This window comes from Enterobacter sp. 302C9 (assembly GCF_034106085.1).
GTDB lineage: Bacteria > Pseudomonadota > Gammaproteobacteria > Enterobacterales > Enterobacteriaceae > Enterobacter > Enterobacter asburiae_B.
In genome coordinates, this window is record NZ_JAWNBW010000009.1 from 37925 (window position 1) to 61295 (window position 23371).

At 58.3% G+C, this 23371-nt stretch carries 24 protein-coding genes; 12 read left to right on the plus strand and 12 right to left on the minus strand.

Going from position 1 to position 23371, the window contains the following annotated elements:
- The 7 genes from hypD (at nucleotide 1) to UR289_RS16455 (ending at nucleotide 8452) form a co-directional block, all read left to right on the plus strand.
- Nucleotides 1-1122 (plus strand): hydrogenase formation protein HypD, encoded by a 1122-nt coding sequence (gene hypD, locus UR289_RS16425; protein WP_320710947.1) that lies wholly within the window; start codon nucleotides 1-3, stop codon nucleotides 1120-1122.
- On the plus strand, nucleotides 1119-2129 hold the full coding sequence (gene hypE / locus UR289_RS16430; RefSeq protein WP_033146390.1) for a hydrogenase expression/formation protein HypE: 1011 nt from the start codon (nucleotides 1119-1121) through the stop codon (nucleotides 2127-2129). The genes hypD and hypE overlap by 4 nt, the downstream gene beginning before the upstream one ends.
- A gap of 63 nt (nucleotides 2130-2192) precedes the next feature.
- The gene (flhA, locus tag UR289_RS16435) at nucleotides 2193-4265 is read left to right on the plus strand and encodes a formate hydrogenlyase transcriptional activator FlhA (protein WP_320710949.1); all 2073 of its coding nucleotides are present in this window, start codon (nucleotides 2193-2195) and stop codon (nucleotides 4263-4265) included.
- A 153-nt stretch (nucleotides 4266-4418) separates the two neighbouring features.
- The gene (locus tag UR289_RS16440) at nucleotides 4419-5417 is read left to right on the plus strand and encodes an ABC transporter substrate-binding protein (protein ID WP_033146392.1); all 999 of its coding nucleotides are present in this window, start codon (nucleotides 4419-4421) and stop codon (nucleotides 5415-5417) included.
- Entirely contained in the window at nucleotides 5417-6454 is a 1038-nt protein-coding gene (locus UR289_RS16445; RefSeq protein ID WP_033146393.1) for a FecCD family ABC transporter permease, read from the plus strand. Before UR289_RS16440 ends, UR289_RS16445 begins: the two co-directional genes overlap by 1 nt.
- Nucleotides 6454-7215 (plus strand): ABC transporter ATP-binding protein, encoded by a 762-nt coding sequence (locus UR289_RS16450; protein WP_167818884.1) that lies wholly within the window; start codon nucleotides 6454-6456, stop codon nucleotides 7213-7215. Before UR289_RS16445 ends, UR289_RS16450 begins: the two co-directional genes overlap by 1 nt.
- A gap of 16 nt (nucleotides 7216-7231) precedes the next feature.
- Entirely contained in the window at nucleotides 7232-8452 is a 1221-nt protein-coding gene (locus UR289_RS16455; RefSeq protein ID WP_320710952.1) for an MFS transporter, read from the plus strand.
- 5 nt (nucleotides 8453-8457) lie between these two features.
- On the opposite strand, the gene UR289_RS16460 is transcribed toward UR289_RS16455, so the two are convergent.
- Entirely contained in the window at nucleotides 8458-8802 is a 345-nt protein-coding gene (locus tag UR289_RS16460) for a nitrous oxide-stimulated promoter family protein (protein WP_048979264.1), read from the minus strand.
- Nucleotides 8803-8977: 175 nt separating this feature from the next.
- Here UR289_RS16460 and UR289_RS16465 point away from each other — a divergent pair, with 175 nt between their 5' ends.
- Nucleotides 8978-9208 (plus strand): SymE family type I addiction module toxin, encoded by a 231-nt coding sequence (locus tag UR289_RS16465; RefSeq protein WP_023333217.1) that lies wholly within the window; start codon nucleotides 8978-8980, stop codon nucleotides 9206-9208.
- Between the two features lie 113 nt (nucleotides 9209-9321).
- Nucleotides 9322-11883 carry a DNA mismatch repair protein MutS gene (mutS, locus tag UR289_RS16470; RefSeq protein WP_039263367.1) on the plus strand — a complete coding sequence of 854 codons (2562 nt, stop codon included), beginning with the start codon at nucleotides 9322-9324 and terminating at the stop codon, nucleotides 11881-11883.
- A 139-nt stretch (nucleotides 11884-12022) separates the two neighbouring features.
- Here mutS and UR289_RS16475 read toward each other — a convergent pair whose 3' ends face one another.
- Genes UR289_RS16475 through UR289_RS16485 form a run of 3 tightly spaced genes read right to left on the minus strand, consistent with a single transcriptional unit; the run spans nucleotide 12023 to nucleotide 14274 of the window.
- The gene (locus UR289_RS16475) at nucleotides 12023-12244 is read right to left on the minus strand and encodes a non-oxidative hydroxyarylic acid decarboxylases subunit D (RefSeq protein WP_033146398.1); all 222 of its coding nucleotides are present in this window, start codon (nucleotides 12242-12244) and stop codon (nucleotides 12023-12025) included.
- A 10-nt stretch (nucleotides 12245-12254) separates the two neighbouring features.
- Entirely contained in the window at nucleotides 12255-13682 is a 1428-nt protein-coding gene (locus UR289_RS16480) for a non-oxidative hydroxyarylic acid decarboxylases subunit C (protein WP_047059974.1), read from the minus strand.
- Nucleotides 13672-14274 carry a non-oxidative hydroxyarylic acid decarboxylases subunit B gene (locus UR289_RS16485; protein WP_008499595.1) on the minus strand — a complete coding sequence of 201 codons (603 nt, stop codon included), beginning with the start codon at nucleotides 14272-14274 and terminating at the stop codon, nucleotides 13672-13674. Before UR289_RS16485 ends, UR289_RS16480 begins: the two co-directional genes overlap by 11 nt.
- A gap of 171 nt (nucleotides 14275-14445) precedes the next feature.
- On the opposite strand from UR289_RS16485, the gene UR289_RS16490 reads away from it, so the two are divergent.
- Nucleotides 14446-14853: a MarR family winged helix-turn-helix transcriptional regulator gene (locus tag UR289_RS16490; RefSeq protein ID WP_023308984.1), complete on the plus strand. Its 408-nt coding sequence runs from the start codon at nucleotides 14446-14448 to the stop codon at nucleotides 14851-14853.
- On the opposite strand, the gene UR289_RS16495 is transcribed toward UR289_RS16490, so the two are convergent.
- Nucleotides 14850-15737: a LysR family transcriptional regulator gene (locus UR289_RS16495; RefSeq protein ID WP_320711029.1), complete on the minus strand. Its 888-nt coding sequence runs from the start codon at nucleotides 15735-15737 to the stop codon at nucleotides 14850-14852. The genes UR289_RS16490 and UR289_RS16495 overlap by 4 nt on opposite strands.
- A 108-nt stretch (nucleotides 15738-15845) precedes the next feature.
- Here UR289_RS16495 and UR289_RS16500 point away from each other — a divergent pair, with 108 nt between their 5' ends.
- Together UR289_RS16500 and UR289_RS16505 are read left to right on the plus strand one after the other, a co-directional pair.
- Nucleotides 15846-17048 carry an MFS transporter gene (locus UR289_RS16500; protein ID WP_320710956.1) on the plus strand — a complete coding sequence of 401 codons (1203 nt, stop codon included), beginning with the start codon at nucleotides 15846-15848 and terminating at the stop codon, nucleotides 17046-17048.
- Complete coding sequence (locus tag UR289_RS16505; protein WP_320710958.1) at nucleotides 17045-17422, plus strand: DUF4440 domain-containing protein; 378 nt, start codon at nucleotides 17045-17047, stop codon at nucleotides 17420-17422. The genes UR289_RS16500 and UR289_RS16505 overlap by 4 nt, the downstream gene beginning before the upstream one ends.
- Nucleotides 17423-17474: 52 nt before the next feature.
- On the opposite strand, the gene rpoS is transcribed toward UR289_RS16505, so the two are convergent.
- The 7 genes from rpoS to ispD form a co-directional block, all read right to left on the minus strand.
- Nucleotides 17475-18467 carry an RNA polymerase sigma factor RpoS gene (gene rpoS / locus UR289_RS16510; RefSeq protein ID WP_008499600.1) on the minus strand — a complete coding sequence of 331 codons (993 nt, stop codon included), beginning with the start codon at nucleotides 18465-18467 and terminating at the stop codon, nucleotides 17475-17477.
- 59 nt (nucleotides 18468-18526) lie between these two features.
- Complete coding sequence (nlpD, locus tag UR289_RS16515) at nucleotides 18527-19651, minus strand: murein hydrolase activator NlpD (protein WP_033146405.1); 1125 nt, start codon at nucleotides 19649-19651, stop codon at nucleotides 18527-18529.
- Nucleotides 19652-19767: 116 nt separating this feature from the next.
- Nucleotides 19768-20394, minus strand: a complete 627-nt coding sequence (locus tag UR289_RS16520) for a protein-L-isoaspartate(D-aspartate) O-methyltransferase (protein ID WP_023333224.1) — start codon at nucleotides 20392-20394, stop codon at nucleotides 19768-19770.
- Nucleotides 20388-21149, minus strand: coding sequence for a 5'/3'-nucleotidase SurE (surE, locus tag UR289_RS16525; RefSeq protein ID WP_320710961.1), 762 nt, complete (start codon nucleotides 21147-21149; stop codon nucleotides 20388-20390). Before surE ends, UR289_RS16520 begins: the two co-directional genes overlap by 7 nt.
- A complete protein-coding gene (gene truD, locus UR289_RS16530) occupies nucleotides 21130-22179 on the minus strand; it encodes a tRNA pseudouridine(13) synthase TruD (RefSeq protein WP_320710963.1) in 1050 nt (349 codons plus the stop codon). Before truD ends, surE begins: the two co-directional genes overlap by 20 nt.
- A complete protein-coding gene (ispF, locus tag UR289_RS16535) occupies nucleotides 22176-22655 on the minus strand; it encodes a 2-C-methyl-D-erythritol 2,4-cyclodiphosphate synthase (protein ID WP_029741541.1) in 480 nt (159 codons plus the stop codon). The genes truD and ispF overlap by 4 nt, the downstream gene beginning before the upstream one ends.
- A complete protein-coding gene (gene ispD / locus UR289_RS16540) occupies nucleotides 22655-23365 on the minus strand; it encodes a 2-C-methyl-D-erythritol 4-phosphate cytidylyltransferase (protein ID WP_320710965.1) in 711 nt (236 codons plus the stop codon). Before ispD ends, ispF begins: the two co-directional genes overlap by 1 nt.
- Nucleotides 23366-23371: the final 6 nt, after the last annotated feature.

Below are 23371 nucleotides of genomic sequence, written 5' to 3' on the forward strand. Positions count from 1 at the left end.
ATGCGTTACGTTGATGAATACCGCGCGCCCGAGCAGGTGCTGCAGCTTATCGGGCACCTGAAAACGCGCGCGGCGCTGCTGGACTACACCAAAGAGAGACCGCTGCGGATCATGGAGGTGTGCGGCGGACACACGCACGCCATCTTCAAATTTGGCCTCGACCAGCTGCTGCCGGAGAATATCGAGTTTATCCACGGCCCCGGCTGCCCGGTGTGCGTGCTGCCGATGGGGCGCATCGACAGCTGTATTGAAATTGCCAGCCAGCCCGACGTCATTTTCTGCACCTTTGGCGACGCGATGCGCGTGCCGGGGAAAAACGGCTCGCTGCTGCAGGCGAAAGCGCGCGGGGCCGACATCCGGATCGTCTATTCGCCGATGGATGCCCTGACGCTGGCGGAGGACAACCCCGCGCGCAAGGTGGTGTTTTTTGGCCTGGGGTTTGAAACCACCATGCCCGCCACCGCCATCACGCTGCAGCAGGCGAAAGCGCGCGGCGTCGGGAATTTTTTCTTCTTCTGCCAGCACATTACGCTCATTCCCACGCTGCGCAGCCTGCTGGAAGAGCCGGGAAACGGCATTGACGCCTTTCTGGCACCGGGGCATGTCAGCATGGTAATTGGCACAGACGCCTACGGTTTTATCGCTGAACAGTACAATCGTCCGTTAGTGGTCGCTGGTTTCGAACCACTTGATCTACTGCAAGGTGTCACCATGCTGGTTGAGCAGAAAATAGCGGCCCTGAGTACCGTGGAAAACCAGTACCGCCGCGTGGTACCGGATGCGGGAAATGAGCGGGCGCAGCAGGCGATAGCCGATGTGTTCAGCGTTGAGGGCGACAGCGAATGGCGTGGTCTGGGGCTGATTGCCGAATCCGGCGTGCGCCTGACGCCGACCTATCGCGCGTTCGACGCCGAAGCGCATTTCCGCCCGCAGCCGCAGCAGGTTTGCGACGATCCCCGGGCCCGCTGCGGCGACGTGCTCACCGGTAAATGCAAACCGCATCAATGCCCGTTATTTGGCGATACCTGTAACCCGCAAACGGCGTTTGGCGCGCTGATGGTCTCCTCCGAAGGGGCGTGTGCCGCGTGGTATCAGTATCGCAACCAGGAGAGTGAAGCATGAATACGGTTGAAATGGCGCACGGCAGCGGCGGACAGGCGATGCAGCAGCTGATTAACCGGCTGTTTATGGAAGCCTTCAACAACCCCTGGCTCGCCGAACAGGAAGACCAGGCGCGCATTGACCTCGCCACCCTCACCGCGCAGGGCGACAGGCTGGCCTTCTCCACCGACAGTTACGTGATTGACCCGCTGTTCTTCCCCGGCGGCGATATCGGCAAGCTCGCCGTCTGCGGCACGGCCAACGACGTGGCGGTCAGCGGCGCCATTCCGCGCTACCTCTCCTGCGGATTCATCCTCGAAGAGGGGTTACCGATGGAGACGCTCACGGCAGTGGTCAACAGCATGGCGCAGACCGCGCGCGAGGCGGGGATAGCTATCGTCACCGGCGATACCAAAGTGGTGCAGCGCGGCGCGGCCGACAAGCTGTTTATCAACACCGCCGGCATGGGGGCGATCCCCGCCGATATTCACTGGGCGGCACAGCATCTTAGCGTGGGCGACGTGCTGATCGTGACCGGGACGCTGGGCTGCCACGGGGCGACCATCCTTAACCTGCGCGAAGGTCTGGGGCTGGATGGCGAACTGCGCAGCGACTGCGCGGTACTCACCCCGCTGATCCAGACGCTGCGGGGTATTCCCGGCGTGAAAGCCCTGCGGGACGCGACGCGAGGCGGCGTGAACGCCGTGGTCCACGAATTTGCAGCAAGCTGCGGGTACGGGATTGAACTCACCGAGCGCAGCCTGCCCGTTAAGCCTGCCGTTCGCGGCCTTTGCGAACTGCTGGGCCTTGACCCGCTCAACTTCGCCAACGAAGGCAAACTGGTGATTGGCGTTGAACGCGCGTCAGCGGAAGCGGTTCTTGAACAGCTGCGGGCTCATCCGTCAGGAAAAGAGGCGGCGATGATTGGTGAAGTGGTTGAGCGCAAAGGGGTGCGCCTGGCCGGGCTGTATGGCGTGAAGCGGACGCTGGATCTGCCGCATGCGGAACCCTTACCCCGTATTTGCTAGAACCGCGCCAAAAGCGGTCAGCACTGAATGTCTCTTTTTTGCCAGTTTCTATTGGAAAGCAATATGCCGTATACACCGATGAGCGATCTTGGACAGCAGGGCCTGTTTGACATCACGCGCACACTTTTACAGCAGCCCGATCTCGGCGCGCTGAGCGATGCCCTGACGCGGCTGGTCAGGCAATCGGCGCTGGCGGACAGCGCCGCGATTGTGCTCTGGCATAGCGGAACGCAGCGCGCGAGCTACTACTCGACGCGTGATAATGGCAAAACGTTTGAATACGAAGACGAAACGTATCTTGCGCACGGCCCGGTGCGCCGCATACTCTCCCGGCCTGAAGTGCTGCACTGCAACTTTGCGGAATTCCGTCAGGCGTGGCCGAAGCTGGCGGAAAGCGACCTCTATCAGCCTTTCGGGCATTACTGCATGTTGCCGCTGGCGGCAGAGGGCCAGATTTTTGGCCGCTGCGAGTTTATCCGCACGACCGACCAGCCCTGGAGCGAGGCGGAATACGAGCGCCTGCATACCTTTACCCAGATTGTGGCCGTCGTCGCGGAGCAGATCCAAAGCCGCGTCACCAATAACGTCGATTACGACCTGCTGAGCCGCGAGCGCGACAACTTCCGCATTCTGGTCGCCATCACCAACGCCGTGCTCTCCCGCCTGGACATGGACGAGCTGGTCAGCGAAGTCTCGAAAGAGATCCACCACTATTTCAAAATCGACGCCATCAGCATTGCGCTGCGCGGCCATCGCAAGGGCAAGCTGAACATCTACTCCACGCACTATCTCGATGAAGCCAACCCGGCTCACGAGCAGAGCGAGGTGGACGAAGCGGGCACCCTTTCCGAGCGGGTCTTCAAAAGCAAAGAGATCCTCCTGCTCAACCTGAACGAGCAGGACCCGGTCGCGCCGTACGAGCGGATGCTGTTTAACACCTGGGGCAATAAAATTCAGACCCTGTGCCTGCTGCCGCTGATGTCCGGCAACACCATGCTGGGCGTGCTAAAGCTGGCGCAGTGCGAGGAGGGCGTGTTTACCACCGCTAACCTGAAGCTGCTGCGCCAGATTGCCGAGCGTATCTCTATTGCCCTGGATAACGCCCTCGCCTATCAGGAAATTCATCGCCTGAAAGAGCGGCTGGTGGATGAGAACCTGGCCCTGACCGAACAGCTCAACAACGTGGACAGCGAGTTTGGTGAAATCATCGGGCGCAGCGACGCCATGTACAGCGTGCTTAAGCAGGTTGAGATGGTGGCGCAAAGCGACAGCACGGTGCTGATTCTGGGCGAAACCGGCACGGGTAAAGAGCTGATAGCCCGCGCCATCCACAACCTGAGCAACCGCAACAGCCGACGTATGGTGAAGATGAACTGCGCCGCGATGCCTGCGGGACTGCTGGAAAGCGATCTGTTCGGCCACGAGCGCGGTGCATTCACCGGGGCCAGCAGCCAGCGGCTGGGCCGTTTTGAGCTGGCGGACAAAAGCTCGCTGTTCCTCGACGAAGTGGGCGATATGCCGCTGGAGCTACAGCCGAAACTGCTGCGCGTCCTGCAGGAGCAGGAGTTTGAGCGCCTGGGCAGCAACAAGCTTATCCAGACCGACGTGCGGCTGATTGCCGCCACCAACCGTGACCTAAAAAAAATGGTCGCCGACCGCGAGTTTCGCAGCGATCTTTACTATCGTCTGAACGTCTTCCCGATCTTCCTGCCGCCGCTGCGCGAGCGCCCGGAAGATATCCCCCTGCTGGTCAAAGCCTTTACCGCGAAGATCGCTCGCCGGATGGGGCGAAACATCGACAGTATTCCTGCCGAGACGTTGCGCACTCTTTCATCGATGGAATGGCCCGGCAACGTGCGCGAGCTGGAAAACGTCATCGAACGCGCGGTGCTGCTGACGCGCGGTAACGTGCTGCAACTCTCCCTGCCTGAGGTTACGCTTCCTGACGTGACCGCGCCCGCCGCCGAGACCGCAAAAGAGGGAGAAGATGAATATCAGCTCATTATGCGCGTGCTGAAAGAGACCAACGGCGTGGTCGCCGGGCCAAAAGGTGCCGCCCAGCGTCTGGGGTTAAAACGCACCACCCTGCTGTCACGCATGAAGCGTCTCGGGATTGATAAAGAGAGCCTCATTTAAGACCTTATTCCGGCGGTGTTTTTCTGACACCGCCTTTTGTTCCCCTGCGTAATTGTCCCTCATTGACACAAAATCGTTTCCTCTGTATAAAATTCCGCCTTAATAATGAGTTTCATTTGCATCAATAATAATTTTAATGAAGGGTAGCGTTTCATGAAAAAGGTCATCTGCGCGTTAGGCCTGGCGATTGCGTCGGTCGGTTCTGCTCTGGCAACCACCTATCCCCTGACGATTGAAAACTGTGGCTACAAAGAGACGTTCACCAAAGCGCCGGAACGCGTCGTGGCCCTGGGCCAGAACACCGTCGAAATTTTGCTCCTGCTGGGCCTGGAAGATAAGGTGAAGGCCAGCGCCTTCTGGCCGACCAAAGTGCTGCCGCAGCTGGCGGAACAGAACGCAAAAATCAAAACCCTGACGGTCGAAATCCCGACCCTTGAATCCGTTCTTGCGCAAAATCCTGACTTTGTCCCGGCGCAGTCCCCGCTGCTGCTGGGGCCTGAAAGTAAGGTCGCAAAACGCGAAGACCTGATGACCCTGGGCGTGAACAGCTACGTGTCGCCGGGCATGTGCGCGACCAAAAAAGCCACCGGCGATATGTACGGCAGCCGCCAGAAGCTGTGGGATATGACGTATCTCTATAAAGAGATTGAGGATTTCGCCAAAATCTTTAACGTTGAAGACCGCGGTCAGGCCGTTATTGCCGATTTCAAAAACCGCGAGGCCGACCTGCGTAAGGAATTCGGCAAGAGTAAAAAAGACCTTTCGTTTGTCTTCTGGTTCTCCAGTTCGTCCCCTTCTGCTGACGCCTACGTCGGCGGTAAAAATAGCCCCTCAGGGTTTATCGCCAGCCTGATGGGCGGCCATAACGCCATTACGTCCGAGACCGAATGGCCAACCGTAGGCTGGGAAAGCATTATTGCCGCCAATCCGGATGTCATTGTGGTGTCCAGCCTGGACCGCAACCGCTGGGCGCTGGATAACGCGGAAGAAAAAATCAAATTCCTGAAGAGCGATCCGGCGGTCAGCCAGCTGGACGCGGTGAAAAAAGGCCATATCGTGGTGATGGACGGCCAGGCGATGAACCCGACGATCCGTACGATTTACGGGGCTGAGCAGGTCGGCGAACAGCTCAGAAAGCTGGGGCTGAACTGATGACAACCGCCGTTCTTCAGGCCCGGCAGAGCCTGGTTCTGACGACCTCGGGTTTGCTCGCCCTGGTACTGTTATCTCTGACGATCGCGCTGAGCGTCAGCGTCGGCGAGTTGTCCATCCCGCTGGATAAGGTGTTTTACGCCATCAGCAATAAAATGGGGCTCACCGAGGTTCCGCTCACCCGCATCTATGAGAGCGTGATCTGGGACTTTCGCCTGAGCCGCGCGCTGGTGGCGGCCTGCTGCGGCGCGGGGCTGGCCATCTGCGGTGCCGTATTGCAGAGCCTGCTGAAGAACGCCCTGGCGGAACCTTACGTGCTCGGCGTGTCGGCAGGTGCCTCAACCGGGGCGGTGTCGGTCGTCGTTTTGGGGATTGGCACGGGTGCGGTGTCGTTGTCTGCCGGGGCCTTTGCCGGGGCGTTCGCCGCCTTTGCGTTTGTCGCGTTTCTGACGAACGGCGCGCGCGGGGGAAATGAACGTACCATTCTGGCTGGCGTTGCCGCCTCACAGCTGTTCAACGCCATTACTGCCTACACCATCAGCACCTCCGCCAGCGCCCAGCAGGCGCGCGACGTGATGTTCTGGCTGCTGGGCAGCTTCAGCGGCGTTCGCTGGCCGGAATTCCAGCTGGCGCTGGTGGTGGTGCTGACTGGATTAGCCGTTTGCCTCTACTATTCCCGGGCGCTGGATGCCTTCACGTTCGGTGATGACGCCGCCGCCTCTTTAGGTATTGCCGTCCCGTGGGTGCGCCTGACGCTCTTTACCACTACCGCGCTGATTACCGCGACGATTGTCAGCATGGCGGGCTCAATCGGCTTTGTCGGGCTGGTGGTCCCGCACGTGATGCGTTTCCTGTTCGGGCCGCTGCACCGCACGCTACTGATTGCCAGCGCGCTGGCAGGGGCGATCCTGATGGTGCTGGCAGACATTGCCTCGCGCATGCTGATTGCGCCGCAAAGCCTGCCCGTCGGCGTGGTCACCGCGCTGGTTGGCGTGCCTTTCTTTGCCGTGATTATCTACCGTTCAAGGAATAAGTGATGAGTATCTGCGCTGAAAATATTACCTGGAAGGTCGGCAAAAAGGTCATCGTTAACAACGTCTCGCTGAAGGTGTCACGGGGCGAAACGGTAGGGCTGCTTGGCCCTAACGGCTGCGGTAAATCGTCTCTTTTACGGATCCTCGCGGGGCTTCGTCGCCCGGATGCTGGACTCGTCACTCTGGACGGGCAGGACATCTCCCGCATCGCCAAAAAGCAGCTGGCGCGCCGGGTCGCCTTCGTCGAGCAGCACGGCATGACGGACGCCAACATGCGCGTGCGCGACGTGGTGAAACTCGGGCGTATTCCGCACCACTCCGCTTTTTCCAACTGGAGCAACCACGATGACGAAACCGTCACCGCCGCCCTGCAGCGCGTGGATATGCTGGATAAAAGCGGCCAGGGCTGGCTGAGCCTCTCCGGCGGAGAGCGCCAGCGCGTGCATATTGCCCGCGCCCTGGCTCAAACCCCAACGGAAATCCTGCTGGACGAACCGACCAACCACCTGGACATTCATCATCAGATGCAGCTGATGCAGCTGATCAGCGAATTACCGGTCACCAGCATTGTCGCTATCCACGATCTCAACCACGCCTCGATGTTCTGCGACTCGCTGATTGTGATGCAGAAAGGGCAAATTGTGGCGACGGGGACACCGCAGGACATCTTATCCGAGTCATTGTTGTGGGATGTCTTCCGGGTCAAAACCAAAATCGAGATCTCGCCGTTCCATGGCAAAAAGCACATCCACTTTATCGTTTAGGGGCGAGTGAACGACGATGCCCCTTCGCCCTGCCGCCACGCTCTGGCCGCCCGTCTTACTGGGTAGCCAGTTTGTTTTCAACATTGGCTTTTACGCCGTCGTTCCCTTCCTGGCGATATTCCTGCGCGACGACATGCTGCTCTCCGGCGGACTGATCGGGCTGATCCTGGGCCTGCGTACCTTCTCCCAGCAGGGGATGTTTATCGTTGGCGGTGCGCTCTCGGACCGGTTTGGCGCGAAAGTGATTATCCTCAGCGGCTGTATTGTTCGTGTTTCAGGCTATCTGCTGCTGGCCTTCGGGGAATCCCTGTGGCCGATTATTCTGGGCGCGTGTCTGACGGGCGTTGGCGGCGCGTTATTCTCCCCCTCGATTGAGGCACTGCTGGCAAAAGCGGGCACTCACAGTGAGGCAAAAGGCAAACGCAGCCGCGCGGAGTGGTTTGCGCTCTTTGCCGTCTGCGGAGAGCTCGGCGCGGTACTGGGCCCGGTTGCTGGCGCCCTGCTCACCGGCCTCGGCTTTCGTCAGGTGGCGCTGGCGGGAGCTGGCGTCTTCATCATTGCGCTAGTGGTGCTCTACTTTTGCCTGCCTGCTGCTGGCCACCGTTCACAGACGCTGAAAATACAGCCCTGGTGGACAACGTTCCGTCAGCCGCGCTTTGTCGCCTTTATCATTGCCTACAGTTCGTGGCTGTTAAGCTATAACCAGCTTTATCTGGCGCTGCCGGTGGAAATCCAGCGTTCTGGCGGTAACGAGAAAGATCTCGGCCCGCTTTTTATGCTGGCCTCCGTTCTGATCATCACCTTACAGCTGCCGCTGGCGCGCTTCGCCCGTCGCGTGGGCGCGGTGAGAATTTTGCCGGTGGGATTTTTGCTCCTTTCAGCCGCCTTTGCGAGCGTGGCGACGTTTGCCCCGATGACGCCGCCGGAAGGCTGGCTGCGCTTACTGCCTTCTGTCTGTTTTGTGACGCTGTTGACGCTGGGGCAAATGCTGCTGGTGCCCTCGGCTAAAGATCTGATCCCTCGGTTTGCGGAGGAATCCACGCTTGGCGCGCACTACGGCGCACTCGCCACCGCCGGAGGCATAGCGGTACTGGCGGGAAACCTGGTGTTTGGCAGCCTGCTGGACCGCGCGCTGGTGCCCTCTACGCAGGCGATGTATCCCTGGCTGCTGCTGGCCCTCTTCCCTCTCTGCAGCGCGCTGGCCCTGAAGCTGATTTGCCGTCCGCTGAGACGCTGAACCGATCACTTTTTCGGACGGTACTTCTCCGGCAGTTCCGGCACGGGACGGCGGTCATCCATCAGATGGCGAACGGTAAGAATAGGATGACGCCATAACATACGCGGGCCTGCCCAGCGCATAACCTGCTTCATCTCTTCACGTCTGGCAGGCTGGTAGCAGTGTACGGGGCACTGCTTGCAGGCCGGCTTTTCCTCACCGAAAACGCATTTATCCAGGCGCTTATCGGCATACGCGTTGAGCGCCTGATAATACCCTTCCTCCTGAGAGGCCTGCGGGCACTGCTTTTCATACAACGCGATCATTTTCGCGATGGTCTCTTTTTCTCGTGAGATGCGTTTACCGGACATAGCGGATTACCGAATAATAAAGTGCATCAATAATACACCTTTCAACGCTGGATTTCAGCGGTTGCATTTCGTTTCCTGAAGGCTGATTCCAGTTTTAGTCCTGCACCGGCGAACAATCACTGGTATTTTATACAGGCATCAGAAATGACCTTTGTCCGTGTTGTCTGGAGACCCTATGCAAGAGCTCACGATCGGCAAACCCTATCGCCATTTGAAAGTGGGATATTTTAGAAAGCGCCATGAAGACCGCAATACCAAGATACCGAAGCGCTACAGCGTGCATGCGGCGCTGAGCTTGAAAGGTGACTGGCTTGAAAAGGCGGGATTTACAACCCATTCCCGAGTCAGGGTGGGCGTGGAGCATGGAAAAATTGTCATCGAATTAATGGCGGAAGATGCCTCGTAAAGCCACGACATTTTTCTGCGCCGGACCTTTTTTTCATGCGACAATAGAAGGAACAAACGGCCATTGAGCCCATCAAAACGGTTTATTTTCAAAGAAATGGACATCATAACTCCATGAGCACAATCGACAATTTCGACGCACATACGCCGATGATGCAGCAGTATCTGAAGCTGAAAGCACAGCATCCGGAAATCCTGCTGTTTTACCGTATGGGCGATTTTTACGAGCTGTTTTATGACGATGCTAAGCGTGCATCGCAGCTGCTCGACATCTCGCTGACCAAACGTGGCGCATCGGCAGGCGAGCCCATTCCTATGGCAGGTATCCCGCACCACGCGGTAGAAAACTACCTGGCGAAGCTGGTGAATCAGGGCGAGTCCGTTGCCATCTGCGAACAGATCGGCGATCCGGCGACCTCAAAAGGCCCGGTGGAACGCAAAGTCGTGCGCATCGTTACGCCCGGCACCATCAGTGATGAAGCCCTGTTGCAGGAGCGCCAGGATAACCTGCTGGCAGCGCTGTGGCAGGACGGTAAAGGGTTTGGCTACGCGACGCTGGATATTAGCTCCGGACGTTTTCGTCTGAGTGAACCGGCTGACCGTGAAACGATGGCCGCCGAACTGCAGCGCACCAACCCGGCAGAATTGCTCTATGCCGAAGATTTCGCCGAAATGGCGCTGATTGAAGGTCGTCGCGGGTTGCGCCGTCGTCCGCTGTGGGAATTCGAAATTGATACCGCGCGCCAGCAGCTGAATCTGCAGTTTGGCACCCGCGATCTGATTGGCTTTGGCGTTGAAAACGCCCCGCGCGGGCTATGTGCGGCCGGTTGTCTCCTGCAGTACGTGAAAGATACCCAGCGCACCGCACTGCCGCATATCCGCTCTATCACCATGGAGCGCCAGCAGGACAGCATCATCATGGATGCCGCCACGCGCCGTAACCTGGAGATCACGCAGAACCTGGCGGGTGGCGTAGAAAATACGCTCGCGTCGGTCCTCGACAGTACGGTAACGCCAATGGGCAGCCGCATGCTGAAACGCTGGCTGCATATGCCGATCCGCGATACCGAGACGCTGGTTTGCCGTCAGCAGACGATTGCCGCGCTGCAGGATCGCTATACCGAACTGCAGCCGGTTCTGCGCCAGGTGGGCGATCTGGAGCGTATCCTTGCGCGTCTGGCACTGCGAACAGCACGACCACGCGATCTCGCGCGGATGCGTCATGCTTTCCAGCAGCTGCCGGAACTGCGTGCGCAGCTGAGTGACGTTGACAGCGCGCCGGTACAGAAACTCCGCGAAACCATGGGCGAATTTACCGAGCTTCGCGAACTGCTGGAGCGCGCTATTATCGATGCACCTCCGGTTCTGGTGCGTGATGGCGGCGTGATTGCCCCAGGCTACAACGAGGAGCTGGACGAATGGCGCGCGCTGGCCGACGGTGCGACGGACTACCTCGATAAGCTGGAAATCCGCGAGCGCGAGCGTCTTGGGCTCGACACCCTGAAAGTGGGGTATAACGCGGTACACGGTTACTACATTCAGATTAGCCGCGGGCAGAGCCACCTGGCGCCGATTCACTACGTGCGTCGCCAGACGTTGAAAAACGCCGAACGCTATATCATTCCTGAACTGAAAGAGTACGAAGACAAAGTCCTCACCTCGAAAGGCAAGGCGCTGGCCCTGGAAAAACAGCTGTATGAAGAGCTGTTCGACATGCTGATGCCGCACCTGGGCGACCTGCAGCAGAGCGCCAGCGCGCTGGCGGAGCTGGACGTGCTGGTCAATCTGGCAGAACGCGCTGAAACGCTGAACTACACCTGCCCAACCTTTACCGACAAGCCCGGCATTCGCATCACTGAAGGCCGTCACCCGGTGGTAGAACAGGTGCTGAACGAACCGTTCATCGCCAACCCGCTGAGCCTGTCACCGCAGAGAAGAATGTTGATCATTACCGGTCCGAACATGGGCGGTAAGAGTACCTATATGCGTCAGACGGCGCTGATTGCGCTGCTTGCGTATATCGGCAGCTACGTCCCGGCGCAAAACGTGGAGATTGGCCCCATCGACCGTATCTTTACCCGCGTCGGGGCAGCGGACGATCTGGCGAGCGGTCGCTCAACCTTCATGGTCGAGATGACCGAAACGGCAAACATTCTGCATAACGCGACGGAGCACAGCCTGGTGCTGATGGACGAGGTCGGGCGCGGAACGTCAACCTATGACGGTCTGTCGCTGGCATGGGCCTGTGCGGAAAGCCTTGCGAATAAAATCAAGGCCATGACGCTGTTTGCCACCCACTATTTCGAACTGACGCAGCTGCCGGAGAAAATGGAAGGGGTTGCGAACGTTCATCTGGATGCGCTGGAGCACGGCGATACCATTGCCTTCATGCACACGGTGCAGGATGGCGCGGCGAGCAAGAGCTATGGCCTGGCCGTCGCGGCGCTGGCAGGTGTGCCGAAAGAGGTGATCAAGCGCGCGCGTCAGAAACTGCGTGAGCTGGAAAGCCTGTCACCGAATGCGGCAGCGACGCAGATTGATGGTACGCAGATGTCGCTGTTGGTGCCTGCGGAAGAGACGTCGCCTGCGGTGGAAGCGCTGGAGAACCTCGACCCGGATTCACTGACGCCGCGTCAGGCGCTGGAGTGGATTTACAGGTTGAAGAGTCTGGTTTAGTTTTCTGCGGTCTGTTTTGTCGGGTGGCGGCTTCGCCTTACCCGACCTACAAAACCGTAGGCCCGGTAAGCGCAGCGCCACCGGGCAAAAGACCGCACGATGTTATCGCCCGGCAAGCGCAGCGCCACCGGGCTTTTTTTTACAGCAGCGGCGGGATCGTCGGCACCTGCGGCGCCTCGTCAATATCCTTCTGCGTCATGCGAAACGCTTCCGGGTAATGCTCGCGGCTGGTACGGCGCAGCGGTTCAGTATTACGCCAGGTATACAAACAATGCTGGCACTGGTAAACGGTCCAGACCCCTTTTACCGGCGAGGTCGCCATCACTTCAATATGCTCATCGGCACAACGTGGACAAATCATCTTTTCCTCCTTATTGGCGTGCTGCCAGCATCGCGGTCAGTTTTTCGGCCCAGGCTTTGGTTTCAGGCAGATCCTGTACCGGCTGGCTGTAGTGGCCTCGGGTGTCCGGTGCAACCGGGGTGGTGGCATCGATAATCAGCTTGTCGGTAATGCCCGCCGGGCTGGAACCGGGATCGAGTTCAAGGACCGACATGTTCGGCAGTTGCACTAGATCCCCTGCCGGGTTCACTTTCGACGACAGCGCCCACATCACCTGCGGAAGGTTGAACGGATCGACATCCTCATCCACCATGATTACCATCTTCACGTAGCCGAGGCCGTGCGGCGTGGTCATGGCGCGTAAACCGACCGCGCGGGCAAAACCACCGTAGCGTTTTTTGGTGGAGATAATCGCCAGCAGACCGTGGGTATACATTGCGTTCACCGCCTGCACTTCCGGGAATTCCGCTTTAAGCTGCTGGTAGAGCGGCACGCAGGTAGCCGGTCCCATCAGGTAGTCAATCTCGGTCCACGGCATGCCGAGGTAAAGGGATTCGAAAATCGGTCTGGTGCGGTAAGAGACTTTGTCGATACGGACCACCGTCATGTTACGGCCACCGGAATAGTGCCCGGTAAACTCGCCGAATGGCCCCTCGATTTCACGCTTGCGGCCTTCAATCACCCCTTCAAGGATCACTTCAGACCCCCACGGCACATCGAAGCCGGTCAGCGGCGCGGTGGCAATCGGGTACGGGCTTTCACGCAGCGCGCCGGCCATTTCATACTCGGACTGATCGTATTTCAGCGGCGTGGCGCCCATCAGGGTGATGATCGGGTCGTTGCCCAGCGTAATCGCAATCGGCAGGTCTTTACCGCGCTCTTCCGCCTTGTGCAGATGCAGGGCGATATCGTGCATCGGAACAGGCTGCAGGCCGAGCTTGCGCTTGCCCTTCACTTCCATACGGTAGATCCCGACGTTCTGCTTGCCGAAGTTGTCCGGGTCGAGCGGATCGCGCGAGACAACGCACGCTTTATCGAGATAAAAACCGCCGTCACCGTCGTTCAGGCGAAACAGCGGCAGGATATCGAAAAGGTTAATGTCTTCACCGTCCACCGTATTCTGCGCCCAGGCCGGGTTGGCGCGACGCTCCGGCGTGACGGGGAATTTATCCCAGCGGCGGATAAACTCGTCGATCTGTTTTTTTACCGGAGTGTTCGCAGGGAGCCCCATCGAAATGGCGTGGTTCTGCCAGGAGCCGATGGTGTTCATCACCACGCGGGCATCGGTAAAGCCACGAATGTTGTCGAACCACAGCGCGGGCGCGCCGTCACCAATGCGGCCGGTCGCGTTGGCTGCCGCCGCCAGATCGGGCTCGGCGTTAACCTCTTCCTCAATTTTCAGCAGCTGCCCTTGCTCATCGAGCGCCTGCAGGAAGCTTCTCAAATCATCAAATGCCATCTTTATTCTCCTGTGAAAAATGTTTCGCCTCCCGCAGCCCGTTCCAGCGGCGCGCCTTTTTATGCTCCAGCCCGAACTGATCGAGCACGCGGGTCACGATGTGCTGGGTAATGTCATCTGCGGTTTGTGGGTGGTTGTAATACGCAGGCATGGGCGGCACCATCGCCACGCCCATGCGGGAAAGTGCGAGCATGTTCTCAAGATGAATGGTGCTGAGCGGTGTTTCACGCGGAACCAGCACCAGCTTGCGCCCCTCTTTTAGCACCACGTCAGCCGCGCGTCCCACCAGCCCTTCGGCGTAGCCCGCGCGGATCCCCGCCAGCGTTTTCATGCTGCAGGGAATGACGATCATGCCGTCGGTGCGAAACGAGCCGGAGGAGATGGTGGCGGCCTGGTCAGCCGGACTGTGGACAACGTCAGCCAGAGCAGCAACGTCCTGCGCGGTGTAGGGCGTTTCCAGCTCAATGGTGGTTTTTGCCCACTTAGACATCACCAGATGCGTCTCCACCTCCGGCATTTCCCGCAGCGCCTGCAGCAGCGCCACGCCCAGCGGTGCACCCGTTGCCCCCGTCATTCCCACTATCAATCTCATTCATCACCTCAATATTTTGTTCGTGTACGAACATTATAAATAAGCTACTCCAGGATCGTTTACCTGACAAGATCGTTCGCATACGATCACACGAATGACTAAATGATGCCGCGTTAAAATTGAGAGCAATAGCGGCTATCATAGGGGGAGATTTTTTCCGTCGGAGTGTTCATGGAACTAAGACAAGAGGCGTTCCACCTGTTACGTCAGCTTTTTCAACAGCATACCGCGCAGTGGCAACATGCCTTACCGGAACTGACCAAGCCACAGTATGCGGTGATGCGCTCTATTGCCGAGCATCCGGGTATTGAACAGGTGGCGTTGACCGAAGTGGCGGTCAGCACGAAAGCGACCCTGGCGGAGATGCTCAGCCGCATGGAGGCGCGCGGTCTGGTCAAACGCGAGCACGATCCGGCCGATAAGCGCCGCCGGTTTGTCTTCCTGACGCCGGAAGGAGAAGCCCTGCTTGCAGGCTGTAAACCGGTTGGCAACGAGGTGGATGAGGCGTTTTTAGGACGTCTTAACAAGGCCGAGCGGGAGCAGTTCTCCGCGCTCATCAAAAAGATGATGCACGATTAATTCACGCTGGTGCGCATAAAATCGATAAACGTGCGCACCTTCGCCGACACGTGCCGGGCATCGGGATAAACCGCATAGATGCCCTGCTGCGCAAAGGTATATACCGGTAAAACCGGGACCAGTTTTCCCGCATCAAGCGCATCGCGCGCCAGCCATTCCGGCAGTAACGCCACGCCTCCGCCCGCGAGTGCAAAGGCCATAAGAGCCTGTGCGCTGTCGGCAAACAGGCGCGGCGCTTTTTTTATCTCCAGCGTTTCGGGCGCACCGCGGGCATCCTTCACCTGCCAGCGCAGCGGCGAGGCCAGGCGCTCGTGAATAATCCAGTCGGCGTTGGCAAGGTGCGCAAGCGTTTCGATCGGATGGTTAACGAGCCACCCGGGCGTCGCGACGGGGAGAATCGAGAAGTGCGAAATCAGCGCGGCGTGGTTGCGCGAATCGGCAAGCGTTCCCAGCCGGATAGCTACGTCAAAGCGCTCCGAGATAAGGTCGGCGTGCAGGGAGGACGAAACGTGCCGCACGCGAAGATCCGGGTGTTGCTGGCTAAACCTGGCCAGCAGCGGCACCACCACCTGTGAACCATACTCGGGCGTCGTCGTGATCCGCAGTTCGCCAGTAAGCCCCGCATGATTCGCGCGGACATCTTCCTGCAGCCGTTCCGCATCCTTCAGAAGCGCCACGCTGCGTTGATGAAAAAGCGCGCCCGCCTCGGTTAACGTCAGACGGCGGGTGGAGCGCAGCAGCAGCGTAACGCCCAGCTCATCTTCAAGCTGGCGAATATTGAAGCTGACCACGGCTTTTGTCAGCCCCATTGCCTCGGCTGCGGCAGTGAAACTGCCGGTATCGGCCACCGCGACAAACATCTGCGCCCGCTGCAGGTTAATCATCATCACGCCTTTTACTGTCAAAATATTTTTGACAGTATATCGCGCTTTGTCAGGTTTATCCGTTCTTCCCGGATCGATACGATACGCCACCTCACCGGAGGATCCACCATGACGTATCGCAGCAAAGTCGCCGTTGTTTACCTGCTGGGCTTTTTTCTTGATTTGATCAACATGTTCATTGCCAGCGTCGCCTTCCCGGCAATGGCTCACGCCTTTAACACCACGCTTTCAGCCCTTGCCTGGGTCAGTAACGGGTACATTGCCGGCCTGACGCTGGTGATCCCGTTTAGCAGCGTGCTCACGCGCCGCATCGGGCCAAAGCGAGTCATCCTGCTCTCGCTTTTTCTGTTCAGCGCTGCCTCCGCTGCGGCGGGCCTGTCTGCAACGCTTGAAAGTCTGATCGCCTGGCGAGTACTCCAGGGCGTGGGAGGGGGCTTACTGATCCCCGTCGGACAGGCGCTGACCTGGCAACAGTTCAGGCCTCACGAGCGGGCCCGACTCTCCTCGGCGGTGATGCTGGTGGCGTTGCTTGCCCCGGCCTGCTCTCCTGCGATAGGAGGCCTGCTGGTGCAGACGTTCAGCTGGCGATGGATATTTTTAGCCACGCTACCGGTCGCTATCGTGACCTTTGTTTTGGCCTGCCTGTGGCTTAAACACGAAATGCCCGCGATGAAAGCGGCCAGACTGCTAAACCTGTCGTTGCTCGCGGACCCGCTTTTGCGTTTTTCCATGCTTGTCTATCTCTGCGTACCCGGCATGTTTATTGGGGTGAACGTCACGGGCATGTTTTATCTTCAGCATGTGGCGAACATGAGCCCAGCCGCAACGGGGATGCTCATGCTGCCGTGGTCCGTGGCATCCTTTATCGCCATCACGGCAACGGGACGCTATTTTAACCGTATCGGCCCCCGACCGCTGATCGTCATCGGCTGCCTGCTGCAGGCGACGGGTATTCTGCTTTTGATTAACGTCAGTTCGGCTACGCTGCTGTCTGCCGCTGCGTTTATCCTGATGGGCGCGGGGGGAAGCCTGTGCAGCAGTACGGCTCAAAGCAGCGCTTTTCTGGCGACGCGCCGGGAAGAGATGCCGGATGCCAGCGCGCTGTGGAATCTAAATCGGCAGCTGAGCTTTTTTGCCGGTGCCCTGCTGCTGGCGCAGGCGCTGAACCTTGCGCAGGTCTGGCTGCCGCCGCTCGCGGCCTGGCATGGGATGTTTATTTTTGCCGCAGGCATGACCTTGCTGCCTGTACCGTACGTTTTTCGTCTTAACAATACGCAGGTGCTCACCCAGCTGCGACAGGAGAATTCATGACGCCTTTCGAACACGACATTATCGACCTCCACATTGCGCTTGAAAACTGGTTAGGCAAAGGTGAAGGAGATCCCGACGCCCTGCTCGCCCGCTTCAGCCCGGATTTTCTGATGATCCCGCCGGGCGGCGTTCAGATCGACTATATCGGTCTTGCCAGTTTTCTGGAAAACCAGCGCGGAAGCCGTCCAGGACTGAAGATCGTCATTGACGAATTGTCCACGATCCAGCGCTGGGATCGTGGCGCGGTGCTCCACTACCAGGAGACGCAAACCCGGCCGGACCTGCCCGTCAACGTGCGCTGGTCAACCGCGGTGCTCAATCAGGAAGGCGATCGGATAGTGTGGCGTCTGCTGCACGAAACGGCTAAGCCGTAGCGCAAAAGAAAAAGGCCCGTCTCACGACGGGCCTTTTTTGACGAAAGGTTGCTTATTCGCGGAACAGCGCTTCGATGTTCAGACCTTGCCCCTGCAGGATTTCACGCAGGCGGCGCAGACCTTCAACCTGAATCTGACGAACACGTTCACGGGTCAGGCCAATTTCGCGGCCGACGTCTTCCAGTGTCGCAGCTTCATACCCCAGTAAACCGAAACGACGTGCCAGCACTTCACGCTGTTTGGCGTTCAGCTCGAACAGCCATTTGACGATGCTCTGCTTCATGTCATCGTCCTGCGTGGTGTCTTCCGGACCGTTGTCTTTTTCATCGGCCAGGATGTCCAGCAGCGCTTTTTCGGAGTCGCCACCCAGCGGGGTGTCAACGGAGGTAATGCGCTCGTTGAGACGCAGCATACGGCTTACGTCATCAACCGGTTTATCGAGTTGTTCGGCAATTTCTTCTGCGCTTGGCTCGTGGTCCAGTTTATGGGACAACTCGCGCGCGGTGCGCAGATAAACGTTCAACTCTTTGACGATGTGAATCGGCAGGCGGATCGTACGGGTCTGGTTCATAATAGCCCGTTCGATGGTCTGGCGAATCCACCAGGTCGCGTAGGTTGAGAAACGGAACCCGCGTTCCGGGTCAAACTTCTCAACTGCGCGGATGAGACCTAAGTTGCCCTCTTCAATCAGATCCAGCAGAGCCAGACCACGATTGCCGTAACGGCGGGCAATTTTCACGACCAGTCGCAGGTTACTTTCAATCATGCGACGACGCGAGGCGACATCACCACGCAAAGCACGACGTGCGAAATAGACTTCTTCTTCGGCCGTTAGCAGTGGGGAGTAACCAATCTCCCCAAGGTAAAGCTGAGTCGCGTCCAGTACACGCTGTGTGGCGCCCTGCGATAACAGCTCTTCTTCAGCCAAATCGTTATCACTGGGTTCCTCTTCTACTAAGGCTTTTTCGTCAAAAGCCTCTACTCCGTTCTCATCAAATTCCGCGTCTTCATTTAAATCATGAACTTTCAGCGTATTCTGACTCATAAGGTGGCTCCTACCCGTGATCCCTGAACGAGACACCCTGGCTGGCATGCCCCGTCAAATTATCGCTGCGGCAAGTACTGCAGCGGGTTTACGGATTTCCCCTTGTAACGAATTTCAAAATGCAAGCGTGTAGAACTGGTTCCGGTGCTACCCATGGTAGCGATTTTTTGCCCCGCCTTAACTTCTTGTTGTTCCCGGACCAGCATTGTGTCGTTATGGGCGTAGGCACTAAGGTAATCATCGTTATGTTTGATGATAATAAGATTACCGTAACCGCGCAGAGCGTTACCGGCATACACAACGCGCCCGTCTGCGGTCGCGATGATAGCCTGTCCTTTACTCCCTGCGATATCGATCCCTTTATTTCCCCCTTCGGAGGAAGAGAAGTTCTCGATAACCTTGCCGTCAGTTGGCCAGCGCCATGCAGAGATTGGCGAACTGGAGGTCATACTGCTGGCAGTCGGTTCAGTAGAGCTAACCACAGGTGCCGTTACCGGTGCTGTGACAACAGTCGCAGTACCTTTATTATTCGGCAACATTTTGTTAGCAGTCTGATCACCTGAATCCTCAGAATACGTAATTACAGGTTGTGAAGCAACCACCGTGGTGGATTTTTGTGCAGGCTTAACGCTGTTATTTTGAGCCGTCACATCGGCCGCTGAAACGGTGTTGCCAGGCGTAAGCGGCGTGCCCGTCGCGTTGCCAACCTGGAGCGTTTGCCCGACTTCCAGACCGTATGGGGCCTGGACGTTATTGCGCTGCGCGAGGTCACGGAAATCGTTCCCGGTAATCCACGCAATGTAGAACAGCGTATCCCCGCGTTTCACGGTATAGGTGCTGCCACCGGTATAGCTGCCTTTCGGAATGTTCCCATACTGACGGTTATAGACTATGCGGCCATTCTGGGTCTGAACAGGCTGTTCCACTGGCTGAATCTGCGTCGGCTGCGTCATTGGACGCTGAACCGGCTGGATTGGCGGATTTTGTTGCGCCGTAGAGGTACCCATTTTAGGCGGAGGAGTGATCAACATTCCGCCGGACGTGTTACCCGAGCCGCTGTTTCCGCCGACAGAACTGACGGGCGCAGGCGCGTTATTAGAACTTGTACAGCCTGCCAGCCAGAGCGAAACCAGTGATAATGCCGCAACACGGCTGATGGTGAATTTAGGGCTTCCCGCGCTCATTTATCCCCCAGGAATGTGTTAACTACCAGTGACTTAAAATTTACCGTGATGGCACGAATCTTTCGCGCCACACCATACGCTGAATTTGCCTTAATAACCCTGGATAATTCCGAGTCTCAGGCCAACTCCCCCTTTACCAGAGGCACAAAGCGCACGGCTTCCACGGTGTCGATAATAAACTCGCCGCCGCGCCGACGAACGCGCTTCAAAAGCTGCTGCTCGTCCCCGACGGGCAGAACAAGAATGCCCCCCTCATCCAGCTGCGACAACAGGGCCGCAGGAATTTCAGGCGGGGCCGCCGTCACGATGATCGCGTCAAACGGCGCGCGCGCCTTCCAACCCTGCCATCCATCACCGTGTCGTGTCGAAACATTATGTAAATCAAGTTGTTTCAGGCGACGACGCGCCTGCCACTGTAAACCTTTAATCCGCTCAACGGAGCATACATGATGAACCAGATGCGCCAGGATCGCGGTCTGATACCCCGACCCGGTGCCAATCTCCAGCACGCGGGAGTCAGGCGTCAGCTCCAGCAGCTCCGTCATGCGCGCCACCATGTAAGGCTGCGAAATCGTCTGGCCCTGTCCGATGGGCAGCGCCACGTTTTCCCACGCTTTGTGTTCAAACGCCTCGTCTACAAATTTCTCACGCGGAACCTGAGCAAGCGCTTCAAGCACGTGCTCGTCGCGGATCCCCTGCGCGCGGAGTTGTTCCAGAAGAGTTTGTACACGTTTGTTTACCATTGCGCGTTCACTCCTGCGCGATCCAGCCAGCCCGACACCACATCATGCGCGCTATACGCGGTTAAATCTACGTGCAGCGGGGTAACCGAAACATAGCCTTCATCCACGGCGGCAAAGTCGGTATCCGGACCCGCATCGCACTTATCGCCGGGAGGGCCAATCCAGTAAAGCGTGTTGCCGCGAGGATCCTGCTGCGGGATCACCTGATCGGCAGGATGTCGGCTTCCGCAACGGGTGACGCGAATGCCTTTAATTTCATCGAGAGGAAGATCCGGCACGTTGATGTTGAGGATGCGCCCGGTACGCAACGGCTCGCGGCCGAGCGCCCGCAGGATCGAACAGGTCACCGCGGCGGCGGTGTCGTAGTGCGTGTGGCCGTTTAACGAGACCGCCAGCGCCGGGAACCCCAGATGGCGCCCTTCCATTGCGGCCGCCACGGTACCGGAGTAAATCACGTCATCGCCGAGGTTAGGACCGGCGTTAATGCCGGAAACAACGATATCCGGACGCGGCCGCATCAGCGCGTTCACGCCCAGAAAAACGCAGTCGGTTGGCGTGCCCATCTGCACGGCAATATCGCCATTTTCAAAGGTAAAGGTGCGAAGCGACGACTCCAGCGTCAGTGAGTTAGACGCTCCACTGCGGTTACGATCGGGCGCCACGACGTGCACGTCCGCGAATTCGCGGAGGTGTTTCGCCAGGGTCTGAATGCCTGGCGCGTGGATACCATCATCGTTACTCAGCAATATTCGCATAATCACCCGAGGTGTTGATAAGTTCCCTGACAACACTGGTGGCAAAGCTACCTGCCGGTAGCCAGAAGCGTAACTCGACGGTCACGTCATCCCACCAGTTCCAGCTTAACTGCTGCGGATAGAGCAGCATCGCGCGGCGTGCCGCTTCGACTTTTTCCCGCACCAGCAAGGATTGCAATTCTGGCGCATCCGCTACGGCTAGCTGCTCGGCAGCCAGCGCGTCGCCCTGCGTTCCCCAGTCGCCCGTACCGGGCAGCGCGGCGGTAATCATCAGCGCTTTTGCGTCCACGCGCGACTGCACATCGGCCATTTCTTCGGCCGTTGCCACAAACCAGCTTCCGCGTCCCGCTAATTGTAGCGCATCGCCAACAACAACTTGATTCGCGTCCGGTTTTTTCAGCCTTTCGCTCACAATCTGATTAAACAACGCGCTGCGGGCCGCCGACAACCAAAAACTGCGTTTATTCCTGTCGCGCACCGGGGTATCGCTTTGCGCCCAGCGCAGCGCACCCTGCAGGTTGCTGCCGCCAATGCCAAAGCGCTGCGCGCCAAAGTAGTTCGGTACACCGCGTTCACTGATAGCGTTCAGACGTTTTTCAACATCTTCGCGGTGGGACACTTCACGCAGCACCAGCGTAAAGTCGTTCCCCTTCAACGCCCCCAGACGCAGTTTGCGCTTGTGGCGGGCGAATTCCAGTACCTTACAGCCTTCAAGCTCAAATTTGCTTAAATCAGGCATCGTATTGCCGGGAACGCGCGCGCAGAGCCACTGTTCCGTGACGGCGTGTTTATCTTTCTGTCCGGCAAAGCTCACTTCGCGGGCATGAATTTTGAGGAATTTTGCCAGCGCGTCGGCCACAAAGCGGGTATTGCAGCCATTTTTCAGAATACGCACCAGGATATGTTCGCCTTCGCCATCCGGCTCAAAGCCCAGATCCTCCACCACGAGGAAATCTTCCGGGCTGGCTTTCAGCACCCCGTTCCCCTGCGGTTTACCGTGCAGGTATGTCAGGTTGTCGAAGTCTGTCATTTGCTCGCCTTCAGCAGCAGCGCCACGGCTTCACAGGCAATTCCTTCGCCACGCCCGGTAAAGCCCAGCTTCTCGGTCGTCGTCGCTTTGACGTTCACGTCGTCCATATGGCAGCCCAGATCTTCTGCAATAAACACGCGCATCTGCGGAATATGCGGCAGCATTTTCGGGGCCTGGGCAATAATCGTCACGTCGACGTTGCCGAGGGTGTAGCCCTTCGCCTGAATGCGGCGCCACGCTTCGCGCAGCAGTTCGCGGCTGTCCGCGCCTTTAAATGCCGGGTCGGTGTCCGGGAACAGCTTGCCGATATCGCCCAGCGCAGCAGCGCCCAACAGCGCGTCGGTCAGCGCATGCAGTGCCACGTCGCCATCAGAATGCGCCAGCAGTCCTTTTTCATAAGGAATGCGCACGCCGCCAATGATAATTGGGCCTTCTCCGCCAAAGGCGTGTACATCAAAACCGTGTCCAATTCGCATTATGCCTTCTCCTGATGGGTCGAACGGGTAAGATAAAATTCCGCAAGCTGTAAATCTTCCGGACGCGTCACTTTAATATTATCAGCGCGTCCTTCAACAAGCTCAGGGTGGAAACCGCAATACTCCAGCGCGGAGGCTTCGTCCGTGATGGTCGCACCTTCTTTAAGCGCTCGAGTTAGGCAGTCATGGAGTAATTCGCGGGGGAAAAATTGTGGCGTCAGCGCGTGCCATAAATCGACGCGATCGACGGTGTGGGCGATAGCCTTTTTGCCCGGCTCGGCGCGCTTCATGGTGTCGCGCACCGGTGCGGCCAGAATCCCACCGACCTTGCTTGTTTCGCTCAGGGCCAGCAGGCGCGCAAGATCGTCCTGATGCAGGCACGGACGCGCTGCGTCATGTACCAGCACCCACGACGCGTTTCCGGCGGCCTGAATGCCCGCCAGCACGGAATCGGCGCGTTCGGCGCCACCGTCAACGACGGTAATGTGTGGATGATTTGCCAGCGGCAGCTGCGCGAAGCGCGCATCGCCAGGGCTGATAGCGATGATCACACGCGTCACCCGCGGGTGCGCCAGCAGCGCCGCCACGGCGTGCTCGAGGATCGTTTTATCGCCAATAGAGAGGTACTGCTTGGGACATTCTGTCTGCATGCGCCGGCCAAAACCTGCGGCCGGCACCACGGCGCATACGTCCGAAAAAGTTACTGCCATGTCGTA

What these genes read in the sequence shown, in the direction of transcription:
- hypD (WP_320710947.1), top strand. Translation starts at nt 1, where the DNA reads ATGCGTTACGTTGATGAATACCGCGCGCCCGAGCAGGTGCTGCAGCTT.
- hypE (WP_033146390.1), top strand. Translation starts at nt 1,119, where the DNA reads ATGAATACGGTTGAAATGGCGCACGGCAGCGGCGGACAGGCGATGCAG.
- flhA (WP_320710949.1), top strand. Translation starts at nt 2,193, where the DNA reads ATGCCGTATACACCGATGAGCGATCTTGGACAGCAGGGCCTGTTTGAC.
- UR289_RS16440 (WP_033146392.1), top strand. Translation starts at nt 4,419, where the DNA reads ATGAAAAAGGTCATCTGCGCGTTAGGCCTGGCGATTGCGTCGGTCGGT.
- UR289_RS16445 (WP_033146393.1), top strand. Translation starts at nt 5,417, where the DNA reads ATGACAACCGCCGTTCTTCAGGCCCGGCAGAGCCTGGTTCTGACGACC.
- UR289_RS16450 (WP_167818884.1), top strand. Translation starts at nt 6,454, where the DNA reads ATGAGTATCTGCGCTGAAAATATTACCTGGAAGGTCGGCAAAAAGGTC.
- UR289_RS16455 (WP_320710952.1), top strand. Translation starts at nt 7,232, where the DNA reads ATGCCCCTTCGCCCTGCCGCCACGCTCTGGCCGCCCGTCTTACTGGGT.
- UR289_RS16460 (WP_048979264.1), bottom strand. Translation starts at nt 8,802, where the DNA reads ATGTCCGGTAAACGCATCTCACGAGAAAAAGAGACCATCGCGAAAATG.
- UR289_RS16465 (WP_023333217.1), top strand. Translation starts at nt 8,978, where the DNA reads ATGCAAGAGCTCACGATCGGCAAACCCTATCGCCATTTGAAAGTGGGA.
- mutS (WP_039263367.1), top strand. Translation starts at nt 9,322, where the DNA reads ATGAGCACAATCGACAATTTCGACGCACATACGCCGATGATGCAGCAG.
- UR289_RS16475 (WP_033146398.1), bottom strand. Translation starts at nt 12,244, where the DNA reads ATGATTTGTCCACGTTGTGCCGATGAGCATATTGAAGTGATGGCGACC.
- UR289_RS16480 (WP_047059974.1), bottom strand. Translation starts at nt 13,682, where the DNA reads ATGGCATTTGATGATTTGAGAAGCTTCCTGCAGGCGCTCGATGAGCAA.
- UR289_RS16485 (WP_008499595.1), bottom strand. Translation starts at nt 14,274, where the DNA reads ATGAGATTGATAGTGGGAATGACGGGGGCAACGGGTGCACCGCTGGGC.
- UR289_RS16490 (WP_023308984.1), top strand. Translation starts at nt 14,446, where the DNA reads ATGGAACTAAGACAAGAGGCGTTCCACCTGTTACGTCAGCTTTTTCAA.
- UR289_RS16495 (WP_320711029.1), bottom strand. Translation starts at nt 15,737, where the DNA reads ATGATTAACCTGCAGCGGGCGCAGATGTTTGTCGCGGTGGCCGATACC.
- UR289_RS16500 (WP_320710956.1), top strand. Translation starts at nt 15,846, where the DNA reads ATGACGTATCGCAGCAAAGTCGCCGTTGTTTACCTGCTGGGCTTTTTT.
- UR289_RS16505 (WP_320710958.1), top strand. Translation starts at nt 17,045, where the DNA reads ATGACGCCTTTCGAACACGACATTATCGACCTCCACATTGCGCTTGAA.
- rpoS (WP_008499600.1), bottom strand. Translation starts at nt 18,467, where the DNA reads ATGAGTCAGAATACGCTGAAAGTTCATGATTTAAATGAAGACGCGGAA.
- nlpD (WP_033146405.1), bottom strand. Translation starts at nt 19,651, where the DNA reads ATGAGCGCGGGAAGCCCTAAATTCACCATCAGCCGTGTTGCGGCATTA.
- UR289_RS16520 (WP_023333224.1), bottom strand. Translation starts at nt 20,394, where the DNA reads ATGGTAAACAAACGTGTACAAACTCTTCTGGAACAACTCCGCGCGCAG.
- surE (WP_320710961.1), bottom strand. Translation starts at nt 21,149, where the DNA reads ATGCGAATATTGCTGAGTAACGATGATGGTATCCACGCGCCAGGCATT.
- truD (WP_320710963.1), bottom strand. Translation starts at nt 22,179, where the DNA reads ATGACAGACTTCGACAACCTGACATACCTGCACGGTAAACCGCAGGGG.
- ispF (WP_029741541.1), bottom strand. Translation starts at nt 22,655, where the DNA reads ATGCGAATTGGACACGGTTTTGATGTACACGCCTTTGGCGGAGAAGGC.
- ispD (WP_320710965.1), bottom strand. Translation starts at nt 23,365, where the DNA reads ATGGCAGTAACTTTTTCGGACGTATGCGCCGTGGTGCCGGCCGCAGGT.